Raw genomic sequence first — 24,286 nt, 5'->3', positions numbered from 1 at the left:
GGCGCGGGCAGCCGCCCGCCCTCAGTCCTGCGTTTCGCGGCTTGCCCAGCCGAAGCCCGCCGCGCCGTAGCCGTTGCCGCAATAAAGCATCACCTGCCGTCCATCCGCCAGCCGCAGCACGGTGGGGTAGCATTGCATCTGCCCGTCCCAGTCGTCGGGCGCGGGCGGGTTGCAAAAGCCGTGCCGGTCGTCGGCGCGCTGCCACTGCGTGCCGTCGTCAGATCGGGCATGGCAGAGCCGGTACCGCCGCAGGCTCGGATCCTCCGGCGCATAGGGGCCGCGGGCGCTGAACCACATCTCCAGCCCCTCGGGCCCTTCCAGAACGGTCGGCCGCGCCAGCCCCGCCTCGCCCGGACCGCGCGCGATCGCCGGGGCCGGGTCCACCGTCCAGGTGATCCCGTCCGCCGAGCGCGCCGAGCGGATGCAATAGCGCGCGTCCGGGGTCGGCTGCACCTCGGGGCGCCATTCGGTGAAGGCGGTGAACCACATCCGCCAGTCGCCCCCGGCCAGCCGCCGCAGGCAGGGCATCGAGACCGGAAAGCCGCCGTTCTCGGCCGGGCCGAGCAGCCCGCGCGGCGGCGTGAAGGTGGTGCCGCCATCGCGGCTGGTCATCACCTCGATCCCGGCATCGTAAAGGCGCCCGCGCAGCGTGATCGAGGAGGTCGCGAGCAGCAGCTCCGCGCCGTCCCAAAGCGCGTCGCAGGGGCCGATGCCCGCCAGACCGCCCCGCGCGATCGCCTCCAGCGCGACGGGCTCGATCCGCGGCGGCCGCACGATCTTCATGCCCTGCGCCGGGTCGCAATCCATCACCTGCAGGATCGAGACATTCGAAGCGTTGCGGCAGGCGGCGGCGATGCGCAAAAGCCCGTTCGGCAGCTGCCAGCCGGTCGGGCATTGCACAAGCCGGATCCCGTCAAGATCCGCCGGGGCAAGAATGCGGCCCTGACGCCGCCAGAGCGAAGACATCCGCCGCGCCATCATAGGGCACCATGCGATGCGACAGCGCAGACGACCCCGGCGCCGCGCAGCGCGTCAAGACGGGCGGCGTCGGGAAACTGGCGCTGATATTCGCGCATGACCGCCGCCGCGCTTTCGGCGTCGCCGGGCTGCGCCAGCCCCGCCCAGCGCGACCATTGCCAGCCCTTCGGCGCCTGCGGATGGTGGCGCAAAAGCGCCTCGGTCTCGGCGGTGAACCGCGCCTTGCGCAGAAAGCGGCCCGGCGTGGTGAACCAGAAATGCACCAGCAGCAGCCCCCTGGCCGCGGGCGCCTCGATCCGTTCGCCCGCGCGGTCCAGCGTGCCATGCCCGCCCGTCGCATAGGCCGCAACCTGATCGGCGCGGGCGATCACCTTCGGGCCGACCTCGGTCAGGATCAGCGGCAGGCTGTCGTCGCCGGCATAGTCCCGCCGGGAGGTCCTGACCGGCTGCGCCACGATCTCGAAGGCGGCAAGGGCATCTTGCGTCTGCGGGATCGCCGGGATCGGCTGCCCCTCGGCGAAGATCACGTTGCGCCGCGCGATCTGAAAGGCGGCCCCGGGGCCGAGCGCCGCAAGGCAGGCGCCAAGATCGCCCGCCGGATAGAGAAACTCGTCGGCATCCATCCGGATCACCCAGTCCGGGGCAAAGTGGTCGCGGGTGGCCTGCAGCATCCAGCGCCCGACCGCGGCCGTATGCACGCCCTCGGCATTGATCAGCGCCTCGGTCTCGAACTTGCGCAGGACGAAGCGGCGGTCGCCGCGGTAGCGGTCCAGGATCTCGGAGGTGCCATCGACCGAGGCCATGTCCGCGATCACGAACCCGTCCACGCCCAGCGCCAGATGATAGGCGATGTGCTGTTCGATCAGCTCGACTTCGTTGCCGACCTGGATATTGGCGACAAGCGTCATGCGAGATCCTTTCCCGGCGGCACCATCTCGAGCGCATAGCCCTCGGCCTGATAGGGCGCGCGCAGCCCGAAGGCATCAAGGCAGAAGGCAAAGGCCTCCTGCTGCCAGGGGGCCCAGTCGGCGAACAGCGCGGCCGGGTCGGTCGGACGGGGCCGGGCATTGTGCACATTGCGGCGGGGGTCGGCGAAGACCTGATCCAGATAGGCCTGCGGGCAATCGACGGCGCCGGGGCCGAGCCGCGTCAGCAGATCGCGAAAGACCGCCGGATCGCGGGTGACATCCTCTTGCCGGACCGATCCCGCATAGCCGCTCAGCCCCAGCTCCCGCAGCCGGTCGCGGGCGGCAAAATCCGCGGCAAGGCCCCGGAGCGTGACGCAGGCGCCGAAAAAGGCCAGAACCTCGGGATCGCCCGGGCAGATCCGGTGCCGCGCCGCGATCCGCTCGAAGCTGTCCAGCCCGGTCTCGACGATGCGCCGGGTGATCCATTGCAATTCGTTCAGATCAAGCCGGAAGGTCAGCTCGAACTGGCCCGCCCCCGAATTGACCAGATTGACCGGGTGCCGGATCAGGTTGACGATCCGCAGCCCGCGGTCCGGCGGGGTCAGATCGGGGGCCAGCGCCGGCAGGTCGCGCAGCCGGAAACTGTGGACGGAACCGATCAGCCGCGCGTCGGTCCGCGCCTCCAGCGGGCGGTAAAGATCGGCGGGCGGGGTGGTCGCGCGCGTGCCATAGCCCGCGCGGAACTGCGCGATCAGCGCGAAGAGGCGGGCATAATCCTGCCGCGCCATCAGCTCCGCGATGTCATAGGGCTCGGGCTGATCGGCAGGCAGGGCGGCGCTGGAATGCAGGCAGGCGATCTGCGGATGCCGGGTCAGGTTGTGGGCGAGCCAGTGGCTTGCGCTCCAGCCGTGGCTGGTCACGATGAACCAGGCGGGGGGGCCGGGGGGCCGCGTGCGGGCCGTGTCGTTCGGGGTCATCGCGTCATCCGCTCTGCGGCACGGCGCGCGCAGCCTTGCCCTGGCCGGGGTTGTCATGCGGGAACGGCAGATCCGGCACCGGCTTGTCCAGAAACCGGCACAGCGAGGTCCAGTCCCGTTCCTCGGTCAGGTTGAAGGCGTGAAAATTCGCGCAGCCCTCGAAATGCGCCAGGATGGCGGCGTTCAGATCGTGATAGTGGCGCAGCAGGCGGTCTTTCTGGCTCAGCGGGTCGGTGATGCCCCAGACCCGGCGCACGATCATCGCCGCGCCATATCCCCCCGCCGCATGCAGCGCCTCGAGCGGGGCGTCAGAGCTGGCCCCCACCTTCGCCAGCTGGTTCAGCAGCGACTGATACCAGGCCTCGGGCGCGCGCAGGGTATGTACGAACCGCGCCTCGGGATAGCGGCGCGAGAGCCACAGATAAAGATCGGTGCCGCCAAAGGGCATGTCGGCGAAAGCGTCGAAATGGCGGATCACCCGGGCGATCTCGTCGGTGTCGCCCAGCACCTGCAGCGCCATCAGGAAGTTGCTGTGATTGTTGCTCGAAGCGCCGCGGCAGACCTTGTAGCCCAGCCGGTGCAGCGCGGTTTCCAGCGAGGTGGTGCCGGTCTTCGGAAAGCCGATGCAGAACACCTTGCCGCGGCCGGTGGTCTCGTCGCTCATCGGTCGGCCCCGGTTTCCGTTTCGTGCCGTTGCCGCATCGCCTCGAAGCGGCTGCGGATCGTGCCGCCGCGCAGCCCCTCGTGCGGCAGGTCAAGATCGACCGCGGGCGGCGCCGCCCCGACCCGGAAGTCGAGACAGTAATAGGCGTTGCCCAGATGCCATTCGAGCCGGACCTCCTGCGCCACGGCGGGCAGCGCCTGCAGCGGCGGCGCGCAGGCCATCAGCGGATTGTCGTTCAGCACCATCTGCCCGGTCAGCGTCTGTTGCAGCCAGGGCGCATAGCCCTCGTCGGCGATGACGATGCGGCCGCCGGGGCGGGTCACGCGGGTCATCTCGGCGATCGCCCGCACCGGATCGCCGAACTGGTTGAAGCCGCCGGTGCTCAGCACCGCATCGAAGCTTTGATCCGGAAAGGGCAGATAAAGCGCATTCGCCCCGCACCAGATCGTGCGGCAGCCGGTGTCCGTGGCAAACCGGCCCGCGCCATGCGCCAGCAGTTCCAGCGAAATGTCGGTGCTGCACAAGACCCCGCGCGGCAGCCGTTCCTGCAGCAGGCGCGTGTTCGCCCCGCCGCCACAGGCATTGTCAAGCACCACCGCATCCGGCGCCAGATCGAGCTTGTCGATGACCTTGCGGCGCAGCGTGTCCTCGTCGCCGCCGAAGGCGCGGAAGGTCCAGCGCAGAAAGGCTTCCTCGACCGCGGGCAGGGGCCGGTCGAATTGCGGCGGCGCCGGGTCAGTCGGCTGCGGCCGCGGATGCACCAGATCGGCGATCCCCGCGCTGACCGGCCAGACGGTGCCGCTGCCGGGCGCGATCAGCGAAAGGCCGTCGGCGCCGGGCAGCAGCGGCGCATGGCCGAGCGGATCGACGAAGGCGGGCGGCATCACGGTGTCACCGGGGTCGCTTGGGGCCATGGACGCTTCTCCGCTCGGGGATTTTCGGGGGGGGGGCACACGGATCGGAAGGGTCAGCCTTCCAAGATGTCTGCACGCAACTCCGCCACGGTCCGTTCGAACAGGGCGGGCAGAAAACATGTATGTTTTCCTGTATAGGGGGGCAGGAAATTCAGATCAATGCCCGCGCGCGAAAACACCGCGCGATCGTAAAGCGCGGTGCCGCCCGGCGCGTTGATGTAGCGGGTTCCGCCCTGCCTGCGCACGATCTCGAGGATGCGCTCTTGCGCAGTCAGCCCCGCGGGCAGCTCAAGGTCGCTGCCGCGGCAGATCCGGCCATCGAAACCGAGCGCCTCGGCCACGATCCGCAGCGAGCGTTCGAGATAGGGCACCAGCGCACCCTCGGGGGTCTGCAGCAGATCCAGCACCGCGCGGCGCAGGGGGGTGTCGGCGGGCATCGGCCCGGGCAGCTTGCGGCATTGCGGCCAGAGCCGTCCGGCGGCATCGGGGGCAAGGCGCATCGCGCTGATCAGGCTGTCGCGCGGGGCGGGCTCGAGCGGCAGGGTGATCCAGCGGCCCGCGCCGGGCAGGGAAGAGCGATGCACCCGGCCGCGGCGGGGAAACTGCACGCAGTCAAGGATGACAAAGACATCCGCCGCCGCCAGCAGCCGGTAATAGCCGCCATAGGGAAAGAAATAGGGCTGCATCACCGCGACGGTCGTCATGCCCGATCGCCCCGGCCGCTAGCCCAGCAGCCTTCGCGCGAACCGCCGCGCCCCGTTGGGCAGGACGCGCACCCCGCGCGAGATCGCCAGCGCGCCATCGGGGATGTTCTCGGTCACCGGCGTGCCCGCGCCGATGATGCAGCCCGATCCGACGCTGAGATTGTCGGCCAATCCGGTCTGGCCGCCGAAAAAGGTGCAATCGCCCACCCGCGCATTGCCCGCGATGCCGCAAAAAGAGGCAAAGAAACAGAAATCCCCGATCTGCGCATGATGGCCGATATGGACCTTGCTCCACAGGATCGATCCTGTGCCAAGCTTCGCATAGGGCTGCACGGTGCAGTCCTCGAGGATCACCGAATTCTCGCCGATCTCGGCGCCGCTCACATGCGAGGAGGGGTGGATGTAGCTGGCGAAGCTGTAGCCCCGTTCTTTCGCCTCGAAATGACGGTCCCGGCGAAACGTGTTGTTGCCACGATAGCTGACAGGCCCGAGGATGCGAATCTTCCCGGGGGGGAAAAGGGTGTCGGCTTCGTCCCATGCGGCGACGGGCAGGCCCTTGAACTCTCCCGAGGGCGGCAGATAGGCGCGGTCAACGGTGAAGCCCACCAGATTGAGATGCGGATCTTGCTGAACGTAATGTGCCATGACCTCGGCGATCTGGCCGACACCGAACAGAATGATGTCCAATCTAGAGCTCCCCTCATGCTGACCCCGACACCGCCCGGCCCGCCGCCGCCCGAAGGCAGGCCGCGGCTTCCGGTTGCCCGGCCTGCCTTGCCGCGGACAGAAACCCTTGTGCCATATCTGCGCCAGATCGACGAGAGCAGAATTTATTCCAATCACGGCCCGCTGGTGGCGCAGCTCGAAGCGCGGATGGCGGCGCGGCTGGGGCTGGGCGGGACCGGGGTGATTTCCTGCAGCACCGGCACGATGGCGCTGGTCGCCGCGATCCGCGCGGCGCGCGGCCTGTCGCGCGCGCGCGGGCGCCTGTGCCTGTTGCCCGCCTATACGTTCGTCGCGACGGCGGGGGCGGCGCTGTCTTGCGGCTATGATTGCCATCTGGTCGATATCGACCCCGCCAGCTGGGCGATGGAGCCCGCGGCGCTGCGTCGGCATCCGCGGCTGGCCGAGGTCGGGCTGGTGCTGCCGGTGGCGCCCTATGGCCGCGCGATCGACCTGCAGGGCTGGCAGGATTTCCACGACGAGACCGGGATCGCGGTGGTGATCGATGCGGCGGCCTGTCTGGACGGGCTGATGGCGTCGGGGGGGGATCTGCCGCGCTCGATCCCGCTGGCGGTGAGCCTGCATGCCACCAAAGCCTTCGGCTGCGGCGAGGGCGGGCTGGTGCTGTCGCGCGACACCCTTTTGCTGCAGGAGGCCTACAAGGGTCTCAACAACGGCTTTTATCTGTCGCGCGAGGCGCAGGTTGCCGGGCTGAATGGCAAGATGAGCGAATATGCGGCGGCGGTGGCGCTGGCCGAGCTGGACGGTTTTGCGCAAAAGCGCGCGCAGTGGGACAGGGTCGCCGCCGCCTATGCGCGGGCGGGGGCGGCGGCGGGGATAGGGCTTTGGACCGCGCCCGAGATTTCGGCCTGTTATGCGCTGGTCGAGGCGCGTGATGCCGGGCAGGCGGCGGCGATGGCGGGGCGGCTGCATGCGGCGGGGATCGACTTTCGCGCCTGGTATGGCGGCGGTCTTTCGGCGCATCCGGCCTATGCCGGGCTTTCGTGCGATCCGCTGCCGGTCAGCGCCGATGTGGCGGCGCGGCTGCTCGGGCTGCCCTGTTTCACCGATCTGGCAGAGGCCGACATCGCCCGCGTCCTGGCCGCTCTGGCCGCCTGAGCCGCCGGGTCGGGGCGTGGCCGCTAGAGCGGCCCCTCCGCCAGCCGGTAGCCGACGCCCGGTTCGGTCACGATCAGCACCGGCGCGGCCGGATCGGGTTCGATCTTGGCGCGCAGCTGGCCGATGAAGACGCGCAGATATTGCGTGTCGTCGTGATGGGCGGGGCCCCAGACCGCGGTCAGGATCTGCCGATGCGTCACCACCCGGCCCGGATTGCGCACCAGAACCGAGAGCAGCGCGAATTCCTTTGGCGTCAGCCGCACCGGCTGGCCGTCCTTTTGCACCAGCCGCTTCTCCAGATCGACACTCAGCGCGCCCAGCACCAGCCGCGTCGTTTCCCCCTTTGCCCGCGTCGCATGGCGGGCGGCGGCGCGCAAACGGGCCTGCAACTCGCTGATGCCGAAGGGTTTTTCCAGATAGTCATCGGCGCCCAGATCCAGCGCCTCGACCTTTTCCGCCTCGCGGTCGCGGGCCGAAAGCACGATCACCGGCACCGCGCTGAAGGCCCGCACGGCTTTGAGCACTTCCTTGCCGTCGCGGTCGGGCAGGCCCAGATCGAGCAGGATCGCCTCGGGCGCGATGCTGGCCGCCAGCCGGATCGCCTCCTGCCCGGTCGTCGCGGCGACGATCTCGTAGCCCGCCGTTTCCAGCGCGATCCGCAGCATGGTCTGGATCTGGTCGTCGTCATCGACGACAAGCAAACGGCGCATTCCTATCTCGCCTCCTCGTCCTGCGGCAGTTCCGCCAGCGGCAGCCGCACGATCAGCCGGGTGCCGCGGCGGCGGATGGCGGGGCTTTCGGCCTTGATCGTGCCGCCCATCGCCCGCACGAGGCCGCGGCAGATCGACAGCCCCAGCCCGGTGCCGGGCTTGCGCCGGTCGGTGCCGCCCGCGCGGAAGAATTTCTCGAAGATCCGCTCCAGATCGGCCGGTTTCACCCCGGGGCCGTCGTCGGTCACGCTGATCGCCACCTGATCCCCTTCATTGCGCGCATGCACGCTGACCTCGCTTTCGCCGTATTTATGTGCGTTGTCGAGCAGGTTGAAGATCACCTGCGACAGCAGATCCTGATCGCCGCGCACGAAGCCCAGATCGGGGGCCAGGCTGACCCGGGTCTGCCGCCCCGGATGGGTCTTGCGCGCCCGCTCGGCCGCCAGCCGGATCGCATCGCCGACATCGACCCAGTCGCGGCGGACCTTGACCACGCCCTGATCGATCCGGCTCATCTCCAAAAGGTTGCCCACGAAGCGGTTCAGCCGCGCGGCTTCCTGCCCGATGGTGTCCAGCAGCTCGGTGCGCTGATCGGGGCGCAGGTCGGTTTCGCCCCGTTGCAGCGTCGTCACCGCGCCGGTGATCGCGGCCAGAGGCGTGCGCAGATCATGGCCGAGCGAGGCCAAAAGCGCATCGCGGATGTTCTCGTTTTCCTGCATCGCCGCCGCCTTCACCGCCTCGCGCACCAAAAGCGCGCGGTCCAGCGCCACCGCCGCCTGTTCCACCGCCACGGCCAGCTTCGCCTCGTCGGCGACCGAGAGCGGCTGGTCGCGGTCGGGCGGCTCGTAGCCCAGCACCGCCACCACATGGCGCGGCGTCGCCAGCGGGTGAAAGCGCAGCCGCAGGTTCGGCAGCGTCGCCGTGCGCCAGCCCGCCACCTCGCCTTTTTCAAACGCCCAGCGCGCCGCGGTCATCTCGACCGGATCGGCGATTTCCTCGGGCGGCCAGGCGGCGCAGGGCACCAGCTCGCTGCCCTCGACCAGAAGCAGGATCGCCTTGCCGCCCAGCCCGCCCTGCACCTGCGTCACCATCGCCCAGGCGACATCCTCGGCCGAAGACGCCGCCGAGAGCTGGCGCGAAAACGCCGCCTGCGCCTCGACGCCCCGGGTCTGCGCCAGCGCCGCGCGGGCCTGCGCGCGGATCCGCCCGGTCCAGGACCCGGTCAGGCTGGCGACGACCAGAAAGATCAGCAGCGCCAGGAATTCATGCGGCCGCGCGATGCTGAAGGTGTGCAGCGGCTCGATGAAGAAGAAATTGTAGCCCAGACAGGACAGAAGCGCCGCCAGAACCGCCGCCCGGGTGCCGCGCAACGTGCCGCAGATCAGCACGCCCGCCAGAAAGATCATCGACAGGTTCGGCAGTTCCATCACCGCGGCCAAAGCATGGCCGATCGCGATCACCCCGGTCGTGGCCAGCCCCGCAAGCGCCAGATCGGCGGGCAGGCCCGGCCGCGTCAGGCCCCGGCGCAGGGCGTCAAGGCGTCGGCGCGCCGCCGCGGGCGCCGGGCCGGGCAGGGGCAGCAGATGCACCGCGATCCCCTCGGCGCGGGCGGCCAGCGCCTCGGCCAGGCTTTGGCGCAGCAGCCGCGCCAGCGGGCCGCGCGGCCGATGCCCGAGCAGGATCTGCGTGACATGTTCGCGCCGCGCCACGCGCAGGATATCCGCGGCAAAATCGGCGCTGGTCCGCCGCTGCGCCGTGCCCCCCAGCGTCTCGACCAGCCGCAGCGCCTCGCTCGCGCGCCGGTCCGGTTGCGCCGGATCGCCGGGCGGCGCCAGCAGGAGCGCGATCCAGTCCGCATTCAGCGCCGAGGCCAGCCGTGCCGTCTGCCGGATCAGCGCATCGCTGCTACCATCGGCGACCAGGCAGACCAGCAGCCGCTCGGCCGCGGCCCAGGGCCCCTCGATCGCCTTTTGCCGCAGGATCTCGGTCATCTGGTCGTCGACCCGCTCGGCGGTGCGGCGCAAAGCCAGTTCGCGCAGCGCCGTCAGATTGCCGGGGGTGAAGAATTTCTCCACCGCCCGGCGCGCGGTCTGCGGCAGATAGACCTTGCCCGCCTTGAGCCGCGCGATCAGCTCGTCGGGCGGGATATCGACGAGCACCACATCCTGCGCCTCTTGCAGCAGGACATCGGGCACGGTCTCGCGCATGGGGGCGCCGGTGATCCGCGCCACCACATCGGCCAGGCTTTCCAGATGCTGGATGTTCAGCGCCGTCCAGACATCGATCCCGGCATCGAGCAGTTCGCGGATGTCCTGCCAGCGTTTCGGATGTCGGCTTTGCGGCGCGTTGGTGTGGGCGAGTTCGTCCACCACCAGCAGCGCCGGACGCCGGGCCAGCGCGGCGTCGATGTCGAATTCCTCGAGCGGCTGGCCGCGATGGTCGATGTGCCGCCGCGGCAGGGTTTCCAGCCCCGCCGCCAGCGCCTCGGTTTCGGCCCGGCCATGCGTCTCGATCAGGCCGAGCACCACATCGACCCCCTCGGCGCGCAGCCGGTGGGCCTCCTGCAGCATGGCGCAGGTCTTGCCCACCCCCGGCGCCGCGCCGAGGAAGATCTTCAGACGGCCGGGCCTCTCGCGCTGGCTGAGCGCCAGCAACGCATCGGGATCGGGGCGTTTTTCCGGATCACCGGCGGGCATCGCATCCTCGGGTCATTGCGCCGCCAGTGTGTCCAGCGCACGGTTCAGCGCAAGCACATTCACCCGCGGCGCGCCAAAGACGCCAAGGAGCGGCTGCCGGGTCTGATCCGTGACCAGCGCCGCCACCCGCGCGGGGGGGATGCCCCGCGCCGCCGCCACCCGCGCCACCTGTGCCTGCGCATTTTGCGGCGAGATGTCGGGATCAAGCCCCGAGGCCGAGGCGGTCACCGCATCGGCGGGCACCGGCGCCGCCAGCTCTGCGGCCGTGACATCGGCCCGGATCCGGTCGATCAGCCTTTGCGACAGCGGACCAAGGTTCGAACCGCCCGAGGCCATGGCATCATAGGGCGCAGCCGTGGCCGAGGGGCGGGGGTGGAAATACCCGGGCGCGGTGAAATTCTGGCCCAGAAGCGCCGAGCCCAGAATGCGCTCGCCCTGCCGGATCAGGCTGCCCTGCGCCTGATGCGGCAAAAGCGTGGTGGCAATGGCCGTCAGCGACAGCGGATAGGCCAGCCCGAGCAAGAGGGTGAAACCGCCGACGAAGACAAGCGCCGGGCGAAGATGAGAGAGCATGCAGGCCTCCTCAGGCAAGGTTCAGATGGGTCAGGGCAAGGTCGATCAGCTTGATGCAAGCGAACGGCATCACCAGCCCGCCAAGCCCGTAGATCGCCAGATTGCGCCGCAACAGCCCCGCCGCCGCGACCGGGCGATAACGCACGCCGCGCAGGGCGAGCGGGATCAGCGCGACGATGATCAGCGCGTTGAAGATCACCGCCGAAAGGATCGCCGATTGCGGCGAGCCAAGCTGCATCAGGTTCAGCGCCCCCATCTGCGGATAGGTGGCCACGAACAGCGCGGGCAGGATGGCGAAATATTTCGCCACGTCGTTCGAGATCGAAAAGGTCGTCAGCGCGCCGCGCGTCATCAAAAGCTGTTTGCCGATGCCGACGATCTCGATCAGCTTCGTCGGGTTGCTGTCCAGATCGACCATGTTGCCCGCCTCGCGCGCGGCCTGGGTGCCGGTCTGCATCGCCACGCCGACATCGGCCTGCGCCAGCGCGGGCGCGTCGTTCGTGCCGTCGCCGCACATCGCGATGAGCCGCCCGCCCGCCTGTTCGCGGCGGATATAGGCCAGCTTGTCCTCGGGCGTGGCCTCGGCAAGGAAATCATCCACCCCGGCCTCGGAGGCGATGGCGGCGGCGGTCACCGGGTTGTCGCCCGTCACCATCACCGTGCGGATGCCCATGGCGCGCAATTCCGCGAACCGCGCCCTTATGCCGGGCTTGATCACGTCCTTGAGGTGGATCACCCCCAGAAGCTGGCCGTCATCGGCGACGGCAAGCGGCGTGCCGCCCGAGCGCGCGATGCGGTCCACCGCGGCGCGGAATTCGGCGGGTGCGGTCTCGGGCGCGCGGCCCAGATGGCGCAACACCGCATCGACCGCGCCCTTGCGCAGCCGCCGCGCCCCCAGATCGAGCCCCGAAAGCCGGGTCTGCGCCGCAAAAGGCACCAGAACCGCGGCGTCGGGCAGGTCGGGTTCGCTCAGCCCGAAATCGGCCCGCGCCAGCGCCACCACCGAGCGGCCCTCGGGCGTCTCGTCACCGCGGCTGGAAAGCAGCGCCGCCTCGGCCAGCCTGCGTTCGGACACCCCCGGCATCGGCACGAATTCCGACGCCATCCGGTTGCCAAAGGTGATCGTGCCGGTCTTGTCGAGCAACAGCGTGTCGACATCGCCCGCCGCCTCGACCGCGCGGCCCGAGGTGGCAAGGACGTTGAAGCGGATCAGCCGATCCATCCCGGCGATGCCGATGGCCGACAGAAGCCCGCCGATCGTCGTCGGGATCAGCGTCACCAGAAGCGCCACCAGCACCACCACCGAAACCGCCGTGCCCGAATAGCCCGCCAGCCCCCAAAGCGTCACCACCGCTATCAGGAAGATCAGCGTCATGCCCGAGAGCAGCACCGACAGCGCCAGTTCGTTCGGCGTGCGTTGCCGCTTTGCCCCCTCGACCAGCGCGATCATCCGGTCGATGAAGGTCTCGCCCGGGGCGGCGGTGATGCTGATGCGGATTTCATCGGACAGCACCGTCGTGCCCCCGGTGACGGCAGAGCGGTCGCCGCCCGCCTCGCGGATCACCGGGGCGCTTTCGCCGGTGATCGCCGCCTCGTTGATCGCGGCCACCCCGGCCACGATCTCGCCATCGAGCGGGATGATCTCGCCCGCCGCCACCAGCACGACATCGCCCGGTTCGAGATCGAGCGCCGAGACGTTTTCCCAGATCGGGTCCGGGCTGTCGGGCAGCACCAGACGGTGGGCGCGGACATCGCAGCGGGATTGCCGCAGGCTTGCCGCCTGCGCCTTGCCGCGCCCCTCGGCCAGCGCCTCGGCGAAGGTGGCGAAGAGCACGGTGAACCAGAGCCAGGCGGTGATCTGGCCGGAAAACCACGGCTGCCCGGTGCCTTGCCAAAGATCGCGCAGCCACAGGCCGGTGACCAGAGCGGCCCCGATTTCGGTGACGAAAATCACCGGGTTGCGCATCAGCTGGCGCGGATCAAGCTTGCGGAACGCCTCGATCAGGGCCTCGGCAAGGGCCGCGCGGTCAAAGGCGGCAGGTTTGGAGGAATGCACCATGATAAGCCTCTCAGAAGGTCACGAGATCGCGCATCAGCACCTGCTCGACGATCGGGCCAAGCGCGAGCGCGGGGAAGAATTGCAGCCCGCCAAGGATCACGATCACCCCCACCAAGAGCCCGACGAAGAGGGGCGAGGTGGTGGGAAAGGTGCCTGCCGAGGCCGCGAGGCGCGGTTTCGCCGCCAGCGCCCCGGCCATCGCCAGGACCGGCAGCACATAGGCGAAGCGGCCCAGCATCATCGCGATGCCAAGGGTGGTGTTGAACCAGGGCGTGTTGGCATTGAGGCCCGCGAAGGCCGAGCCGTTGTTGCCCGCCGCCGAGGAATAGGCGTAAAGCAGCTCGCTCAGCCCATGCGGCCCGGCGTTGTTCAGGCTGGCCAGCGCCGAAGGCAGCAGCGCCGCGGCCGAGGTGAAGCCCAGGATCACCAGCGGCAGGATCAGCACCGCCAGAACCGCCAGCCGGATTTCCCGCGCCTCGATCTTCTTGCCCAGAAACGCGGGGCTGCGCCCGACCATCAGACCGGCGACAAAGACCGAAAGCACGCAAAACACCACCATGCCGTAAAGCCCGGAGCCGACGCCGCCCGGCAGCACCTCGCCCAACTGCATCAGCAGCATCGGCACCAGACCGCCCATCGGTGTCAGGCTGTCATGCATCGCATTCACCGCACCGCAGGACAGCCCCGTGGTCACCGCGACGAAGAGGGCCGACATCGCCTGCCCGAACCGGACCTCCTTGCCCTCCATGTTGCCCGCGAGCGGATCAAGCCCCAGCGCGGCCAGATGCGGGGTGCCCGCGGTTTCGGCCCAATAGACGGTGGTGGTCGCCGCGATCAGCAACAGCCCCATTGCGGCCAGGATCGCCCAGCCCTGCCGCTCCGATCCGGTCATCCGGCCAAAGGTGATCGGCAGCGCCGCCGAAATCGCCAGCATCGCCCAGATCACCAGCCCGTTCGACAAAGCCGAGGGGTTTTCCAGCGGATGCGCCGAATTGGCGTTGAAGAACCCGCCGCCATTGGTGCCCAGCTGCTTGATCGCCTCCTGGCTGGCAACCGGCCCCAGCGCGATCGTCTGTTGCGCGCCTTCGAGCGTCACCGCCGCGACCGAGCCGGTCAGCGTCTGCGGCACGCCAAGCGCCACCAGCGCCAGCGCCACAAGGATCGACAGCGGCAAAAGCACATAAAGCGTCGCCCGGGTCATGTCGGCCCAGAAATTGCCCAGCCGATCGGTGCCCGCCCGCGCGAAGGCCCGCGTCACCGCCATGGCCAGCGCGATCCCGGTCGCCGCCGAGAGGAAATTCTGCACCGCAAGCCCGGCCATCTGGCTGAAGGGGCTCATCGTGGTTTCGCCCGCATAGGCCTGCCAGTTGGTGTTGGTCAGGAAGCTGACGGCGGTGTTGAAGGCCAGATCGGCGGGCAGGCCGGGCAGCTGGCCCGGGTTGAAGGGCATCAGCCCCTGCGCCCGCAAGATCAGGTAAAGCGCGGCAAACCCCGCCGCGCTGAAGGCGAGCATCGCCAGCGCATAGCCCAGCCAGCCCTGTTCGCGTTCGGGCGTGACGCCTGCGAGCCGGTAAAAGCCGCGCTCGACCGGGTGCAGGAGCGGATGCAGGAAGGTGCGCTCGCCGCTGAAAAGACGGGCCATGTAGCGGCCAAGCGGCACCGCCGTCGCCAGCGTGAAAAGCAATACGGCCGCGATCTGCAGCCATCCGAAAACTGTCATGGGGATCTCCCGGCCCGCTCAGAATTTCTCGGGCGCGATCAGGGTGAGGATCAGATAGGCGCCCACGGCAAGCGCCACGGTCAGGCCGATGATGGCTTCGGCCATGATCAGGCCCGCGCCAGCACGAGGGCGTAAAGCGCCAAAAGCGCGATCAGCCCGAGGCCAAGACCGGCAAAGAGGATATCGGACATCGAGGGTCTCCCTGGTACATCGAAAACTGCCCGAGGATCGCGCCGAAGCGCATCAGGGATCGATACCGAAGACGGCCGCGCGGCATAAGGAAGATGCAAGGAAACCGGGGGGCGTTGCGGTGGCGCCGCGGCCCGTGCCTTGCCGCCGGGGGCGTTGCGCCCTATGCCTGTTTCATGCGCATCCTTGACAACATCATCCGCGACCGCGGCTCGAAATATGCGGTGTCGGGCGGGCCCTGCGCGACCGAGGCGGAGGCGAAAGCCTTCGTCAAGGCGCTGTGCCGCGACAAGACTTTCGCCCGGGCGACGCATAACAGCTGGGCGGTCCTGACCGCGGGGGGCGCGCTGAAGCATGACGATGGCGAGGCGGGGGCGGGTCTGGTGATCCTGCGCATGCTTGAACGCGCGGCCCTGCACGATCACATCATCGTCGTGACGCGGTGGTTTGGCGGCAAGCATCTGGGCGGCGACCGCTTCCGCCATGTGCAGGAGGCGGTGCGGATCTATCTCGAGGCGCGCTGAGGCGGGGCGGTCTCAGGCCGTCGGCGGGGCCAGGACCTTGCGGATCGCGACGCCATCCCGGCCGGGGGGGGCGCCGAACATGCGGCGATATTCGCGGCTGAACTGCGAGGGGCTTTCGTAGCCGATCGCATAGCCGACCCGGGCGACATCGGCCGCGTCGGACAACAGCAGCCGCCGCGCCTCCTGCAGGCGCAGCTGCTTTTGATACTGCACCGGCGTCATCGCCGTCACCGCCTTGAAATGGCGATGAAAGGTGGCGGGGCTCATGGCCGCGACCTCGGCCAGCCGCGCGATGTTCAGCTGCTCGGCGAAGCTGTCGCGGATCTGCGCGATGGCCCGCCCGATCCGCGCCGCGGGACTGCCCGCCAGCCCGATCTGGCGCAGCGCGGGCCCCATCGGACCGTTCAGCAACAGCCAGGTGATCTCGCGCCGGACCAGCGGCGCCAGGATCGCAAGGTCGCGCGGCCGCTCGCACAGGCGCAGCAGCCGGTGCAGCGGATCGAGCAGCTCCGCGCTCAGGCTGTGCACCGCCAGCGCCGGGCCGGGCGGGATGGCGACGGCCTCGGCCGGGTCGAGCAGCAGATCGGCAATCGTCGCCGGATCCAGCGCCAGGCTGAAGGCAAGATAGGGCCGGTCCGGCGTGGCATCGGTGATCTCGGCGCGGATCGGCACCTCCAGCGCGGCGATCAGGCATTTTCCCGCGTCATAGCGATAGGCCCGGTCGCCCAGCATGGAGATCTTGGCGCCCTGCACCACGACGCAGAGCGAGGGGCGGTAAACCGCATGGATCGGCCCGGCCGGGGCCGAAACCGAGGTCAGATACAGCCCGTGAAGGGGCGTTTCGCGGCCATGCGCCTGCCACAGGCGGGTGATCGCGTCTCTCAGGGGGGCAAGGGGGTCATTGTCCATGGCTGGCACGCTAACCGCCCTTGCCCGGCAGCGCAGCCCGCAATCGTGCCAAATGAGAGGATCGTGCAAGAATGCGCGAGGATCGGCGTCGCGGCCCGGGGCGTCGCGGGCCTATCTTCGTGGCAACCGGGCGGCCATCGCCCCGGCCTTGTCTCACGAAAGGACAGATCATGCGCTATCGCACGCTTGGCCCAAGCGGCCTTCTGGTTTCCGAACTCTGCCTCGGCACGATGACCTTTGGCGGCTCGGAGGGGATCTGGGGCCAGATCGGCCAGTTGCGTCAGGAAGAGGCCGATGCGCTGGTGCAGACCGCGATCGAGGCCGGGATCAACTTCATCGACACCGCCAATGTCTATGCGGGCGGCGAGAGCGAGCGGATTCTGGGTCAGTCGATCCGCAATCTTGGCCTTGCCCGCGACGATGTGGTGATCGCGACCAAGGTTCTGGGGCCGATGGGCGCGGGGCCGAATGCCGCTGGCGCGTCGCGCGCGCATGTGCTGGCACAGGCCAAGGCCAGCCTGACGCGGCTGCAGATGGATCACATCGACCTGTACCAGATCCATGGCTTCGACCCGGTGACGCCGATCACGGAGACGCTCGAGGCGCTGGATACGCTCGTGCGGCAGGGGCATGTGCGCTACATCGGCCTGTCGAACTGGGCGGCCTGGCAGATCGTCAAGGCGGTGGGTATCGCCGAGGCCCGCAAGCTGGCGCCGATCCTGTCGCTGCAGGCCTATTACACGCTGGTCGGTCGCGATCTGGAACGCGACATCGTGCCGATGCTGCAAAGCGAGGGGATCGGACTGCTGGTCTGGAGCCCGCTGGCGGGCGGGTTCCTGTCGGGCAAATACAGCGGCGGCACGGCAGCCGGGGGGCGGCGGGCCAGCTTCAACTTCCCGCCCGTCGATCTGGCGCGGGGCGATGCCGCGGTGGCGGTGCTGCGCGAGATCGCCACGGAGAGGGGGTGCTCTGTCGCACAGGTGGCGCTGGCCTGGCTTTTGCATCAGCCGGTGGTGACCTCGGTGATCGTGGGGGCGAAACGGGTCGATCAGCTGGCCGACAACATCGGCGCGACCGGGGTCAGCCTGTCGCCCGGGGATCTGGCGGCGCTTGATGCGGTGACAAAGCTTGCCCCGGAATATCCGGGCTGGATGCTGGAACGTCAGGCGCAATACCGCGCCCCCTTTGCCGCGCAAAAGGGCTGAGCCGCCCCCGTCCAGCTGTCTTCGTCCGCCCGGTTTCGGGCGGGCGCGGGCCGCGCCGCAGGGCAATCCGGCGCGGCTGAGTCGCCCGGGCCGCGCAGGGGCTGCCGGGGCGCAGAAGAAACCTTCTGTCCGAAAGCCGCCCCGCTGCGGATTTCCTCCAAAAACGGCGCCGAAACAGAAGACGATTAATATCTATCTTCTCAATCGTGAATTCTCGTGTTCCGGTTCTCCCAGCCGGAAGAGGCGGGCGGGGCATCCCCGCCGCGCCGTCCCGCCCCGCGATGTCCGCTTGCCACAGGGAGTTGCCATGACCGCCGTTTCCGCCCCGCTTGCCCCGGCCGATGCGCTGGCCCAGATCCGCGCCACGGCGCGCGCGGCCGGTCTGAGCTATGCGGGCGATGTGCCGCCCGATCTGGCGCAGGCGCTGGCCGAGGCGGGGCAGGGGCTGCTGATCGACATCCGCTCGCCCGAGGAGATCCGCTTCGTCGGCCATGTGCCGGGGGCGCTGCACCTGCCCTGGGCCAGCGGGCTCGAGCTGACGCGCAACCCGCGGTTTCTGCGCGGGCTGGAAACGGTCGCCCCGCGCGAGGCGGTGATCTTGCTCTTGTGCCGGTCCGGGCAGCGCTCGGTTCAGGCGGCGCAGGCGGCGACGGCGGCGGGCTTCACCCAGGTGTTCAACGTGCTTGAGGGGTTCGAGGGCGATCTGGACGCGGCGGGCCACCGCGGCCGGGTGTCGGGCTGGCGCTGGCGCGATCTGCCCTGGCGGCAGGACTGAGCGCGGCACCGGGGACGACGGACTGGGGCCGCGGCACCGGGGCGACGGATTGAAGGCAGGAATTTCAGCCAAGGAGGCAGCATGACGCTTGACACGCAACGGACGGATCACGACGCGGACAACGGGTTTTCCCTGGTTCCGGTGCTGGCGGCGCTGACCCGGGCGCGCGCCGACTGGCGGGCGGCGCATCATCGCGCCACCACGCCGGGCGGGCGCGAATTGCCCGCGCCCGAGACGGTGGAACGGATCGTCGCCGGGCTGCGCGGGGCGCTGTTTCCGATGCGGCTCGGGCCTTCGGACCTGCGGCAGGAAAGCGAACAGCTTTATGTCGGCCACACGCTCGATGTCGTGCTGCGCGATCTGGTGGAACAGGTGGTTCTGGAACTGGGCGGCCGTCCGAACGACGCCGATCCGGCGCAGCGGGCGGAAATCCGGGGGCGGGCGCATGCGCTTGTGCGCGACTTCGCGCAATATCTGCCGACGATCCGCACCCAGCTTGACCAGGATGTCCTGGCGGCCCATGGCGCCGATCCGGCGGCGCGCAGCGTCGACGAGGTGCTGCTGTGCTACCCGGGTCTGGCCGCGATGATCCACCATCGCATCGCCCACCGGCTTTACCGTCTTGGCGCACCGCTGATCGCGCGGATGATCTCGGAGGCGGCGCATCGCGCGACGGGGATCGACATCCACCCCGGCGCGACGATCGGCGCGGGGTTCTTCATCGATCACGGCACCGGCGTGGTGATCGGCGAAACCACGGTGATCGGCGATGGCGTGCGGCTGTTTCAGGCGGTCACGCTGGGGGCGAAAAGCTTTCCCACCGATGCGCTGGGCCGTGCGCTCAAGGGCCATCCGCGCCATCCGATCGTCGAGGATGACGTGGTGATCTATGCCGGCGCCACCGTGCTGGGCCGGGTCACGCTGGGCAAGGGCGCCGTCATCGGCGGCAATGTCTGGCTGACCGAAAGCGTGCCGCCGGGGGCGCATGTGACCCAGGCCGGGCTGACCCGGGGCCCCCGGCCGGGCCCCGGAACAGACTGACACAGAACACATTTTCAACCTGCCAATCCCGCGGCGCGTCCGCGGGATGGTTTTCTGCACCCCAAGAAGGAGAACGTGAATGACCGAACCGGTGTCAAACTGGCGCTGGGCGACAGTGCCGCCCGCCAGCTTTGCCAATGCCACGAAGACGGGCGCCGTATCCTGGCCCACGATCACTGCCGCGCTGGCTGGTGCATTTCCTGCAATGGCTTCCGGTCGAGGCGGGGATCTACCGGCTCAACACGGTGAAGAACGCCGATGCCGTGCGCGTCGCCTGCACCCAGCGCGACGAGGCCGTGCTGCCCGCGACCTTCGTCGATTACGACGACCGGCCGCGGGAATATTTCCTCAATGCCGTCTGGACCGTGCTCGATGTCCATACGCGGGTGTCCGACCTATATTCCTCGCCCTTCGATCAGGTCAAGGAACAGCTGCGCCTGACCGTCGAGACGGTGAAGGAGCGGCAGGAAAGCGAGCTGATCAACAACCCCGATTACGGGCTTCTGGCCAATGCCGCCGAGAGCCAGATCATCCCGACGCTGACCGGGGCGCCGACGCCCGACGATCTGGACGAGCTGATCACCAAGGTCTGGAAGGAACCCGCCTTCTTCCTGGCCCATCCGCGCGCCATCGCCGCCTTTGGCCGCGAATGCACGCGCCGCGGGGTCCCGCCCGCGACGGTCAGCCTGTTCGGGGCGCAGTTCCTCACCTGGCGCGGCCTGCCGATCATTCCGTCCGACAAGATCCCCGTCACCGGCGGCAAGACCTCGATCCTGCTTCTGCGGGTGGGCGAGAAGCGGCAGGGCGTCGTGGGCCTCTTTCAACCGGGGCTGGAGGGCGAGCAGAGCCCGGGCCTCTCGGTGCGGTTCATGGGGATCGACCGCAATGCGATCGCGTCCTATCTGATCTCGCTTTACTGCTCGCTCGTCGTGCAATCGCCCGATGCGCTGGCCGTGCTGACCGATGTGGAGGTGGGAAAATACCATGACTACCCCGACACTTACCGCTGAGAGCGCGGCCCCCGCGGGCCTGCCCGACATCGCGCAACTGACGGCGCTGGCGCGGGATTTCTTCACCGCATTGCCGGGAGAGGGGGGCGAAAGCCCCTCTTATCTGGCCGAGCCGGATGCGGGGACGGCGGGCGCGCTTGCGCGGCGCGCGACGGGGGGCCATCCCGGCGCCAGCGGCCCTGCCGCCGATCTGGCGCCCGGGGCGGGGCTTGCGCCCGGCGCGCTGGGCACGGCGCCGCTTGGCGCCGGTCATGCCGACAGTCTCGACAGCCTGGCGCGGCAGGCCTTTGGCCTGCTGACCGGCAAATCCGCGGCCCAGGCGCCGGATCGCTCCGGGGCGCCGAGGCTGGCGCCGCAGGACACCGCGCCCGCGGCCTTGCAGACGCCCCCGGCCCATGCCCGACTGGCGCCCGCCCCGGCGTCGCCGCGGATCGGGGCGCCGCCCTTCGCCACGCCGCAAGCGGCCCCGCCCGGGCGGTTCTACTTCCTGCCCGAGGCGGCAGAGCCCCCTCCGGCGACGCCTGCCGCGGCGCCTGCCTTTGACGTCCAGGCCGTGCGCCGCGATTTCCCGATCCTGTCCGAGCGGGTGAACGGGCGGCAGCTGGTCTGGTTCGACAATGCCGCGACGACGCAGAAACCCGCCTGCGTCATCGACCGGCTGTCCGAGTTCTATCGCCACGAGAATTCGAACATCCACCGCGCCGCGCATACTTTGGCGGCGCGGGCGACGGATGCCTATGAGCACGCCCGCGATGCGGTGCGGGATTTTCTCGGTGCGGCCGCGTCGGAGGAAATCACCTTCGTGCGCGGCGCGACCGAGGGGATCAACCTTGTCGCCCGCACCTGGGGCGTGGCGAACATCCGCGCGGGCGACGAGATCATCGTCTCGCATCTGGAACACCATGCCAATATCGTGCCCTGGCAACAGCTTGCGGCGGAAAAGGGGGCGCGGATCCGGGTCATTCCGGTCGATGACACCGGGCAGGTGCGGCTGGAGGACTATCTCAAGCTGCTTTGCCCGCGCACGAAGATCGTGGCGGTGACGCAGGTCTCGAACGCTTTGGGCACGGTGGTTCCGGTGCGCGAGATCGTGGCGGCGGCGCATGGGGTCGGCGCGGTGGCGCTTGTCGATGGCGCGCAATCGGTCAGCCACATGCCGGTGAACGTGCAGGAGATCGGCGCCGATTTCTTTGTCTTTTCCGGCCACAAGGTGTTTGGGCCCACCGGCATCGGCGCGGTCTACATCCGCCGCGCCCTGGCCGAGACGCTGCCGCCCTGGCAGGGCGGGGGCAACATGATCGCCGATGTCAGTTTCGAGCGCACGCTCTACCAGCCGCCGCCCGCGCGGTTCGAGGCGGGCACCGGCAATATCGCCGATGCCGCCGGGCTGGCGGCGGCGCTGGCCTATGTGCAACGGATCGGGCTTGACGCGATCGGCGCCTATGAACACGCGCTTCTGGACTATGCGACCGCGCAACTGGCGCAGGTGCGCGGCGTGCGGCTGATCGGCACGGCGGCGCACAAGGCCTCGGTCCTCTCCTTCGTGCTGGAGGGGTTCGAGCCGCTCGAGGTCGGCCGGGCGCTGGACCGCGAGGGGATCGCGGTGCGGGCGGGGCATCACTGCGCGCAGCCGATCCTGCGCCGCTTCGGGCTGGAGGCGACGGTGCGGCCTTCGCTTGCCTTTTACAACACAAGGGACGAGGTCGATCTGTTCGTCGCGGCGGTGGCACGGCTGGCCAGTCGCCGGCGCTGAGAAAGCCCCAAAACCAAAGGCCCCGGAGCGATCCGGGGCCTTTTCCTGTGCCGCGCGATCAGCCGCCGGTCCTGCCGCGCCAGGGCACGAAATGGCGCTCGGCCGCGCGCAGGGCGACATCGATGCCGTAACCGATCAGGCCGATCAGCAGGATCCCCATCACCACGATGTCGGTCAGCTGGAATTTCGAGGCGACAAGGATCATCATGCCTGCGCCCTTTTCCGCCGCGACCAGTTCCGCCGCGACGACGGTGCCCCAGCACACCCCCATCGCCACCCGCGCGCCGATGAAGAGATCGGGCAGCGAATTCGGGATGATCACATGGGTCAGCACCTGCCATTTCGAAGCGCCAAGGCTGTAGGCGGCATGGACTTTGGAAAGCCGCACCCCCGCCACCCCCGAGCGCGCCGCGATCACCATGATCCAAAGCGCGGCCAGAAACAGCAAAACGATCTTGCCGGTTTCCCAGATCCCCCACCAGATGATGATCAGCGGAATGAGCGCAAGCGGCGGCACCGGGCGCATGAATTCGACGATCGGGTCGAACCAGCCGCGCACCCAACCCGAAAGCCCCATCGCATAGCCAAGCGGAATCCCGATCAGCGCGCCGAAAAAGAACCCGGCCAGCACCCGAAAAAGCGAAAAGCCCAGGTGTTCCCACAGCGGCTTGTTCTGATAGCCCTCCCGCGCGATTTGCCAGAACCGGGCGGCGACGCTTTCGGGCGCGGGCAGCCAGATCGGCTCCATCTGCCAGCCCTTGTCGGGCGCAAACGAGAGCGAGCCTTTCGGCGTCAGCGTCACCTGCCCATGCGCGACGCGCAGCGGCTGGCCCACTGTCACCGGCTGCCCGTCGATCGCGGTCAGGCTCACCCCCGGCGCGTCATTCGCGGTCGGACGCACCAGCGCATAGCGCCAGGCCGCGACCGAGGCGGCGTCATCTTGCGCAAGGCCGGTGCGGGGGGCGGGCAAGGGCGGCTTTTGCGGGGTGGTGTCGGCGGGGGCCAGCACCGTCACCCGCACCGTCGCGGTATCGCTGGCGCCATCGGGCGCGGTGACGGTGTAGGAAAACGCCGTCTCGCCGGTGAAGGGGCCCGGCACATGCACCGGCACCAGTTTCGAGCCGGTGAAGGCCCCCCAGATCAGAAAGATCGTCGCCACCGAGAGCACCGAGGCGACGCGGTCGGGCCGCACCGCGCTTGCGTCGCCAAAGGAGACGGTGCGGCGCGCGGTGTCGATGCGGCCGCGGCGGATCAGGCGCAGGCTCAGCCCCGCGCCCAGGAAAATCGCCAGATAGGCAAGGGCCAGGATCATTGCGCCGCCTCCGCCAGTTCGAAGCGGCCCATGATTTCGTCCTCCATCCCCCAGATCAGCGACAGGATCTCGTCGCGGGTCTGAATGAAATCCGGGCGGCGGCGGATCTCGCGCAGATCGGCGCCGACGGCGGCCCCGGCAAAGGGCAGCGCATAGTCGCGCAGGATCCGCCCCGGGCGCGGCGCCATCACGATCAGCCGCTGCCCCAGAAGCAGCGCCTCCTCGACCGAATGGGTGATCAGGATCACCGTCTTGTCGGTGTCCCGCCACAGCTTCAGGATCAGGCCCTGCATCTTTTCGCGCGTCAGCGCATCCAGCGCGCCCAAGGGCTCGTCCATCAGGATCAGCTCCGGGTCATTGGCCAGGCAGCGCGCCAGCGCCACCCGCTGCTGCATGCCCCCCGAGAGCGCATAGACCGGCTTGTCGCCAAAGCCCTGCAGCCCCACGCTTTCAAGCAGATGATCGGTCAGGCGGGCGCGCTCGGCCCGCGCCACGCCGCGCATCCGCGGTCCGAAATCGATGTTGTGCCGCACGCTCATCCATTCGAACAGCGCGCCCTGCTGAAACACCATGCCGCGTTCGGGGCCGGGGCCGGTGATCGGCGCGTCGCCCAGCCGGACCGTGCCGCCGGTGGGCGCCAGAAATCCGGCAAGGATGTTCAAAAGCGTGGTCTTGCCGCAGCCCGAGGGGCCGAGGATCGAGACAAGTTCGCCCTTGCGGATCGTCAGCGAGACATCGCGCAGGGCTTCGGTGGGGGGGCTTGCGGCTTGCGCAAACCGCATCGACAGGCGGTCGATGAAAAGGTCGGACATGGGAACACCGG

General features: G+C 69.2%; 23 protein-coding genes. 7 read left to right on the top strand and 16 right to left on the bottom strand.

Going from position 1 to position 24,286, the window contains the following annotated elements; translation table 11 throughout:
- Positions 1-21 precede the first annotated feature (21 nt).
- From RCAP_RS11195 to RCAP_RS19930, 7 genes are read right to left on the bottom strand one after another with little or no spacing between them, the layout of a single operon-like run.
- Positions 22-966 (bottom strand): glycoside hydrolase family protein, encoded by a 945-nt coding sequence (locus RCAP_RS11195; RefSeq protein ID WP_013067973.1) that lies wholly within the window; start codon positions 964-966, stop codon positions 22-24.
- 11 nt (positions 967-977) lie between these two features.
- Positions 978-1,886, bottom strand: coding sequence for a glycosyltransferase family 2 protein (locus RCAP_RS11190; RefSeq protein ID WP_013067972.1), 909 nt, complete (start codon positions 1,884-1,886; stop codon positions 978-980).
- Positions 1,883-2,863 (bottom strand): hypothetical protein, encoded by a 981-nt coding sequence (locus RCAP_RS11185; protein WP_013067971.1) that lies wholly within the window; start codon positions 2,861-2,863, stop codon positions 1,883-1,885. Before RCAP_RS11185 ends, RCAP_RS11190 begins: the two co-directional genes overlap by 4 nt.
- Before the next feature lie 4 nt (positions 2,864-2,867).
- Positions 2,868-3,527 (bottom strand): sulfotransferase family protein, encoded by a 660-nt coding sequence (locus RCAP_RS11180; RefSeq protein WP_013067970.1) that lies wholly within the window; start codon positions 3,525-3,527, stop codon positions 2,868-2,870.
- Positions 3,524-4,441, bottom strand: coding sequence for a class I SAM-dependent methyltransferase (locus RCAP_RS18555; RefSeq protein WP_013067969.1), 918 nt, complete (start codon positions 4,439-4,441; stop codon positions 3,524-3,526). The genes RCAP_RS11180 and RCAP_RS18555 overlap by 4 nt, the downstream gene beginning before the upstream one ends.
- 53 nt (positions 4,442-4,494) lie before the next feature.
- Positions 4,495-5,145 carry a WbqC family protein gene (locus RCAP_RS11170; RefSeq protein WP_013067968.1) on the bottom strand — a complete coding sequence of 217 codons (651 nt, stop codon included), beginning with the start codon at positions 5,143-5,145 and terminating at the stop codon, positions 4,495-4,497.
- An 18-nt stretch (positions 5,146-5,163) separates the two neighbouring features.
- Positions 5,164-5,832 carry an acetyltransferase gene (locus tag RCAP_RS19930; protein WP_013067967.1) on the bottom strand — a complete coding sequence of 223 codons (669 nt, stop codon included), beginning with the start codon at positions 5,830-5,832 and terminating at the stop codon, positions 5,164-5,166.
- 108 nt (positions 5,833-5,940) lie between these two features.
- On the opposite strand from RCAP_RS19930, the gene RCAP_RS11160 reads away from it, so the two are divergent.
- Positions 5,941-6,987, top strand: a complete 1,047-nt coding sequence (locus RCAP_RS11160; RefSeq protein WP_238530196.1) for a DegT/DnrJ/EryC1/StrS family aminotransferase — start codon at positions 5,941-5,943, stop codon at positions 6,985-6,987.
- A 23-nt stretch (positions 6,988-7,010) separates the two neighbouring features.
- Here RCAP_RS11160 and RCAP_RS11155 read toward each other — a convergent pair whose 3' ends face one another.
- The 6 genes from RCAP_RS11155 to RCAP_RS20195 are packed head-to-tail and all read right to left on the bottom strand — an operon-like array spanning position 7,011 to position 14,850.
- Positions 7,011-7,697: a response regulator gene (locus tag RCAP_RS11155; RefSeq protein ID WP_013067965.1), complete on the bottom strand. Its 687-nt coding sequence runs from the start codon at positions 7,695-7,697 to the stop codon at positions 7,011-7,013.
- 2 nt (positions 7,698-7,699) lie between these two features.
- Entirely contained in the window at positions 7,700-10,393 is a 2,694-nt protein-coding gene (locus tag RCAP_RS11150) for a sensor histidine kinase (protein WP_013067964.1), read from the bottom strand.
- Between the two features lie 12 nt (positions 10,394-10,405).
- Complete coding sequence (gene kdpC, locus RCAP_RS11145) at positions 10,406-10,966, bottom strand: potassium-transporting ATPase subunit KdpC (RefSeq protein ID WP_013067963.1); 561 nt, start codon at positions 10,964-10,966, stop codon at positions 10,406-10,408.
- A gap of 10 nt (positions 10,967-10,976) precedes the next feature.
- Complete coding sequence (gene kdpB / locus RCAP_RS11140; RefSeq protein ID WP_013067962.1) at positions 10,977-13,025, bottom strand: potassium-transporting ATPase subunit KdpB; 2,049 nt, start codon at positions 13,023-13,025, stop codon at positions 10,977-10,979.
- A gap of 10 nt (positions 13,026-13,035) precedes the next feature.
- Positions 13,036-14,745 carry a potassium-transporting ATPase subunit KdpA gene (gene kdpA / locus RCAP_RS11135; protein ID WP_013067961.1) on the bottom strand — a complete coding sequence of 570 codons (1,710 nt, stop codon included), beginning with the start codon at positions 14,743-14,745 and terminating at the stop codon, positions 13,036-13,038.
- A gap of 18 nt (positions 14,746-14,763) precedes the next feature.
- A complete protein-coding gene (locus tag RCAP_RS20195; RefSeq protein ID WP_013067960.1) occupies positions 14,764-14,850 on the bottom strand; it encodes a potassium-transporting ATPase subunit F in 87 nt (28 codons plus the stop codon).
- 260 nt (positions 14,851-15,110) lie between these two features.
- On the opposite strand from RCAP_RS20195, the gene RCAP_RS11130 reads away from it, so the two are divergent.
- The gene (locus tag RCAP_RS11130) at positions 15,111-15,458 is read left to right on the top strand and encodes a YigZ family protein (RefSeq protein WP_013067959.1); all 348 of its coding nucleotides are present in this window, start codon (positions 15,111-15,113) and stop codon (positions 15,456-15,458) included.
- A 12-nt stretch (positions 15,459-15,470) separates the two neighbouring features.
- Here the strand turns inward: RCAP_RS11130 and RCAP_RS11125 are convergent, their stop codons facing one another.
- Complete coding sequence (locus tag RCAP_RS11125; RefSeq protein WP_013067958.1) at positions 15,471-16,367, bottom strand: AraC family transcriptional regulator; 897 nt, start codon at positions 16,365-16,367, stop codon at positions 15,471-15,473.
- A gap of 170 nt (positions 16,368-16,537) precedes the next feature.
- Here RCAP_RS11125 and RCAP_RS11120 point away from each other — a divergent pair, with 170 nt between their 5' ends.
- The 5 genes from RCAP_RS11120 to RCAP_RS11100 all read left to right on the top strand — a co-directional run bounded on the left by RCAP_RS11120 (position 16,538) and on the right by RCAP_RS11100 (position 22,151).
- On the top strand, positions 16,538-17,572 hold the full coding sequence (locus tag RCAP_RS11120) for an aldo/keto reductase (protein ID WP_013067957.1): 1,035 nt from the start codon (positions 16,538-16,540) through the stop codon (positions 17,570-17,572).
- 307 nt (positions 17,573-17,879) lie between these two features.
- Complete coding sequence (locus RCAP_RS11115; protein ID WP_013067956.1) at positions 17,880-18,347, top strand: rhodanese-like domain-containing protein; 468 nt, start codon at positions 17,880-17,882, stop codon at positions 18,345-18,347.
- Positions 18,348-18,428: 81 nt separating this feature from the next.
- Entirely contained in the window at positions 18,429-19,388 is a 960-nt protein-coding gene (gene epsC, locus RCAP_RS11110) for a serine O-acetyltransferase EpsC (RefSeq protein ID WP_013067955.1), read from the top strand.
- A 191-nt stretch (positions 19,389-19,579) separates the two neighbouring features.
- The gene (locus RCAP_RS11105; RefSeq protein WP_013067954.1) at positions 19,580-20,398 is read left to right on the top strand and encodes a family 2A encapsulin nanocompartment shell protein; all 819 of its coding nucleotides are present in this window, start codon (positions 19,580-19,582) and stop codon (positions 20,396-20,398) included.
- On the top strand, positions 20,373-22,151 hold the full coding sequence (locus RCAP_RS11100; RefSeq protein WP_013067953.1) for a family 2A encapsulin nanocompartment cargo protein cysteine desulfurase: 1,779 nt from the start codon (positions 20,373-20,375) through the stop codon (positions 22,149-22,151). The genes RCAP_RS11105 and RCAP_RS11100 overlap by 26 nt, the downstream gene beginning before the upstream one ends.
- A 58-nt stretch (positions 22,152-22,209) precedes the next feature.
- On the opposite strand, the gene RCAP_RS11095 is transcribed toward RCAP_RS11100, so the two are convergent.
- Together RCAP_RS11095 and RCAP_RS11090 are read right to left on the bottom strand one after the other, a co-directional pair.
- The gene (locus RCAP_RS11095; RefSeq protein WP_013067952.1) at positions 22,210-23,463 is read right to left on the bottom strand and encodes an ABC transporter permease subunit; all 1,254 of its coding nucleotides are present in this window, start codon (positions 23,461-23,463) and stop codon (positions 22,210-22,212) included.
- On the bottom strand, positions 23,460-24,275 hold the full coding sequence (locus RCAP_RS11090) for an ATP-binding cassette domain-containing protein (RefSeq protein WP_013067951.1): 816 nt from the start codon (positions 24,273-24,275) through the stop codon (positions 23,460-23,462). The genes RCAP_RS11095 and RCAP_RS11090 overlap by 4 nt, the downstream gene beginning before the upstream one ends.
- Positions 24,276-24,286 lie beyond the last annotated feature (11 nt).

The sequence above is a fragment of the Rhodobacter capsulatus SB 1003 genome, assembly GCF_000021865.1.
GTDB lineage: Bacteria > Pseudomonadota > Alphaproteobacteria > Rhodobacterales > Rhodobacteraceae > Rhodobacter > Rhodobacter capsulatus_B.
Note: the sequence above shows the minus strand (reverse complement) of the source record. Positions and strands in the feature narration are given on the sequence as shown.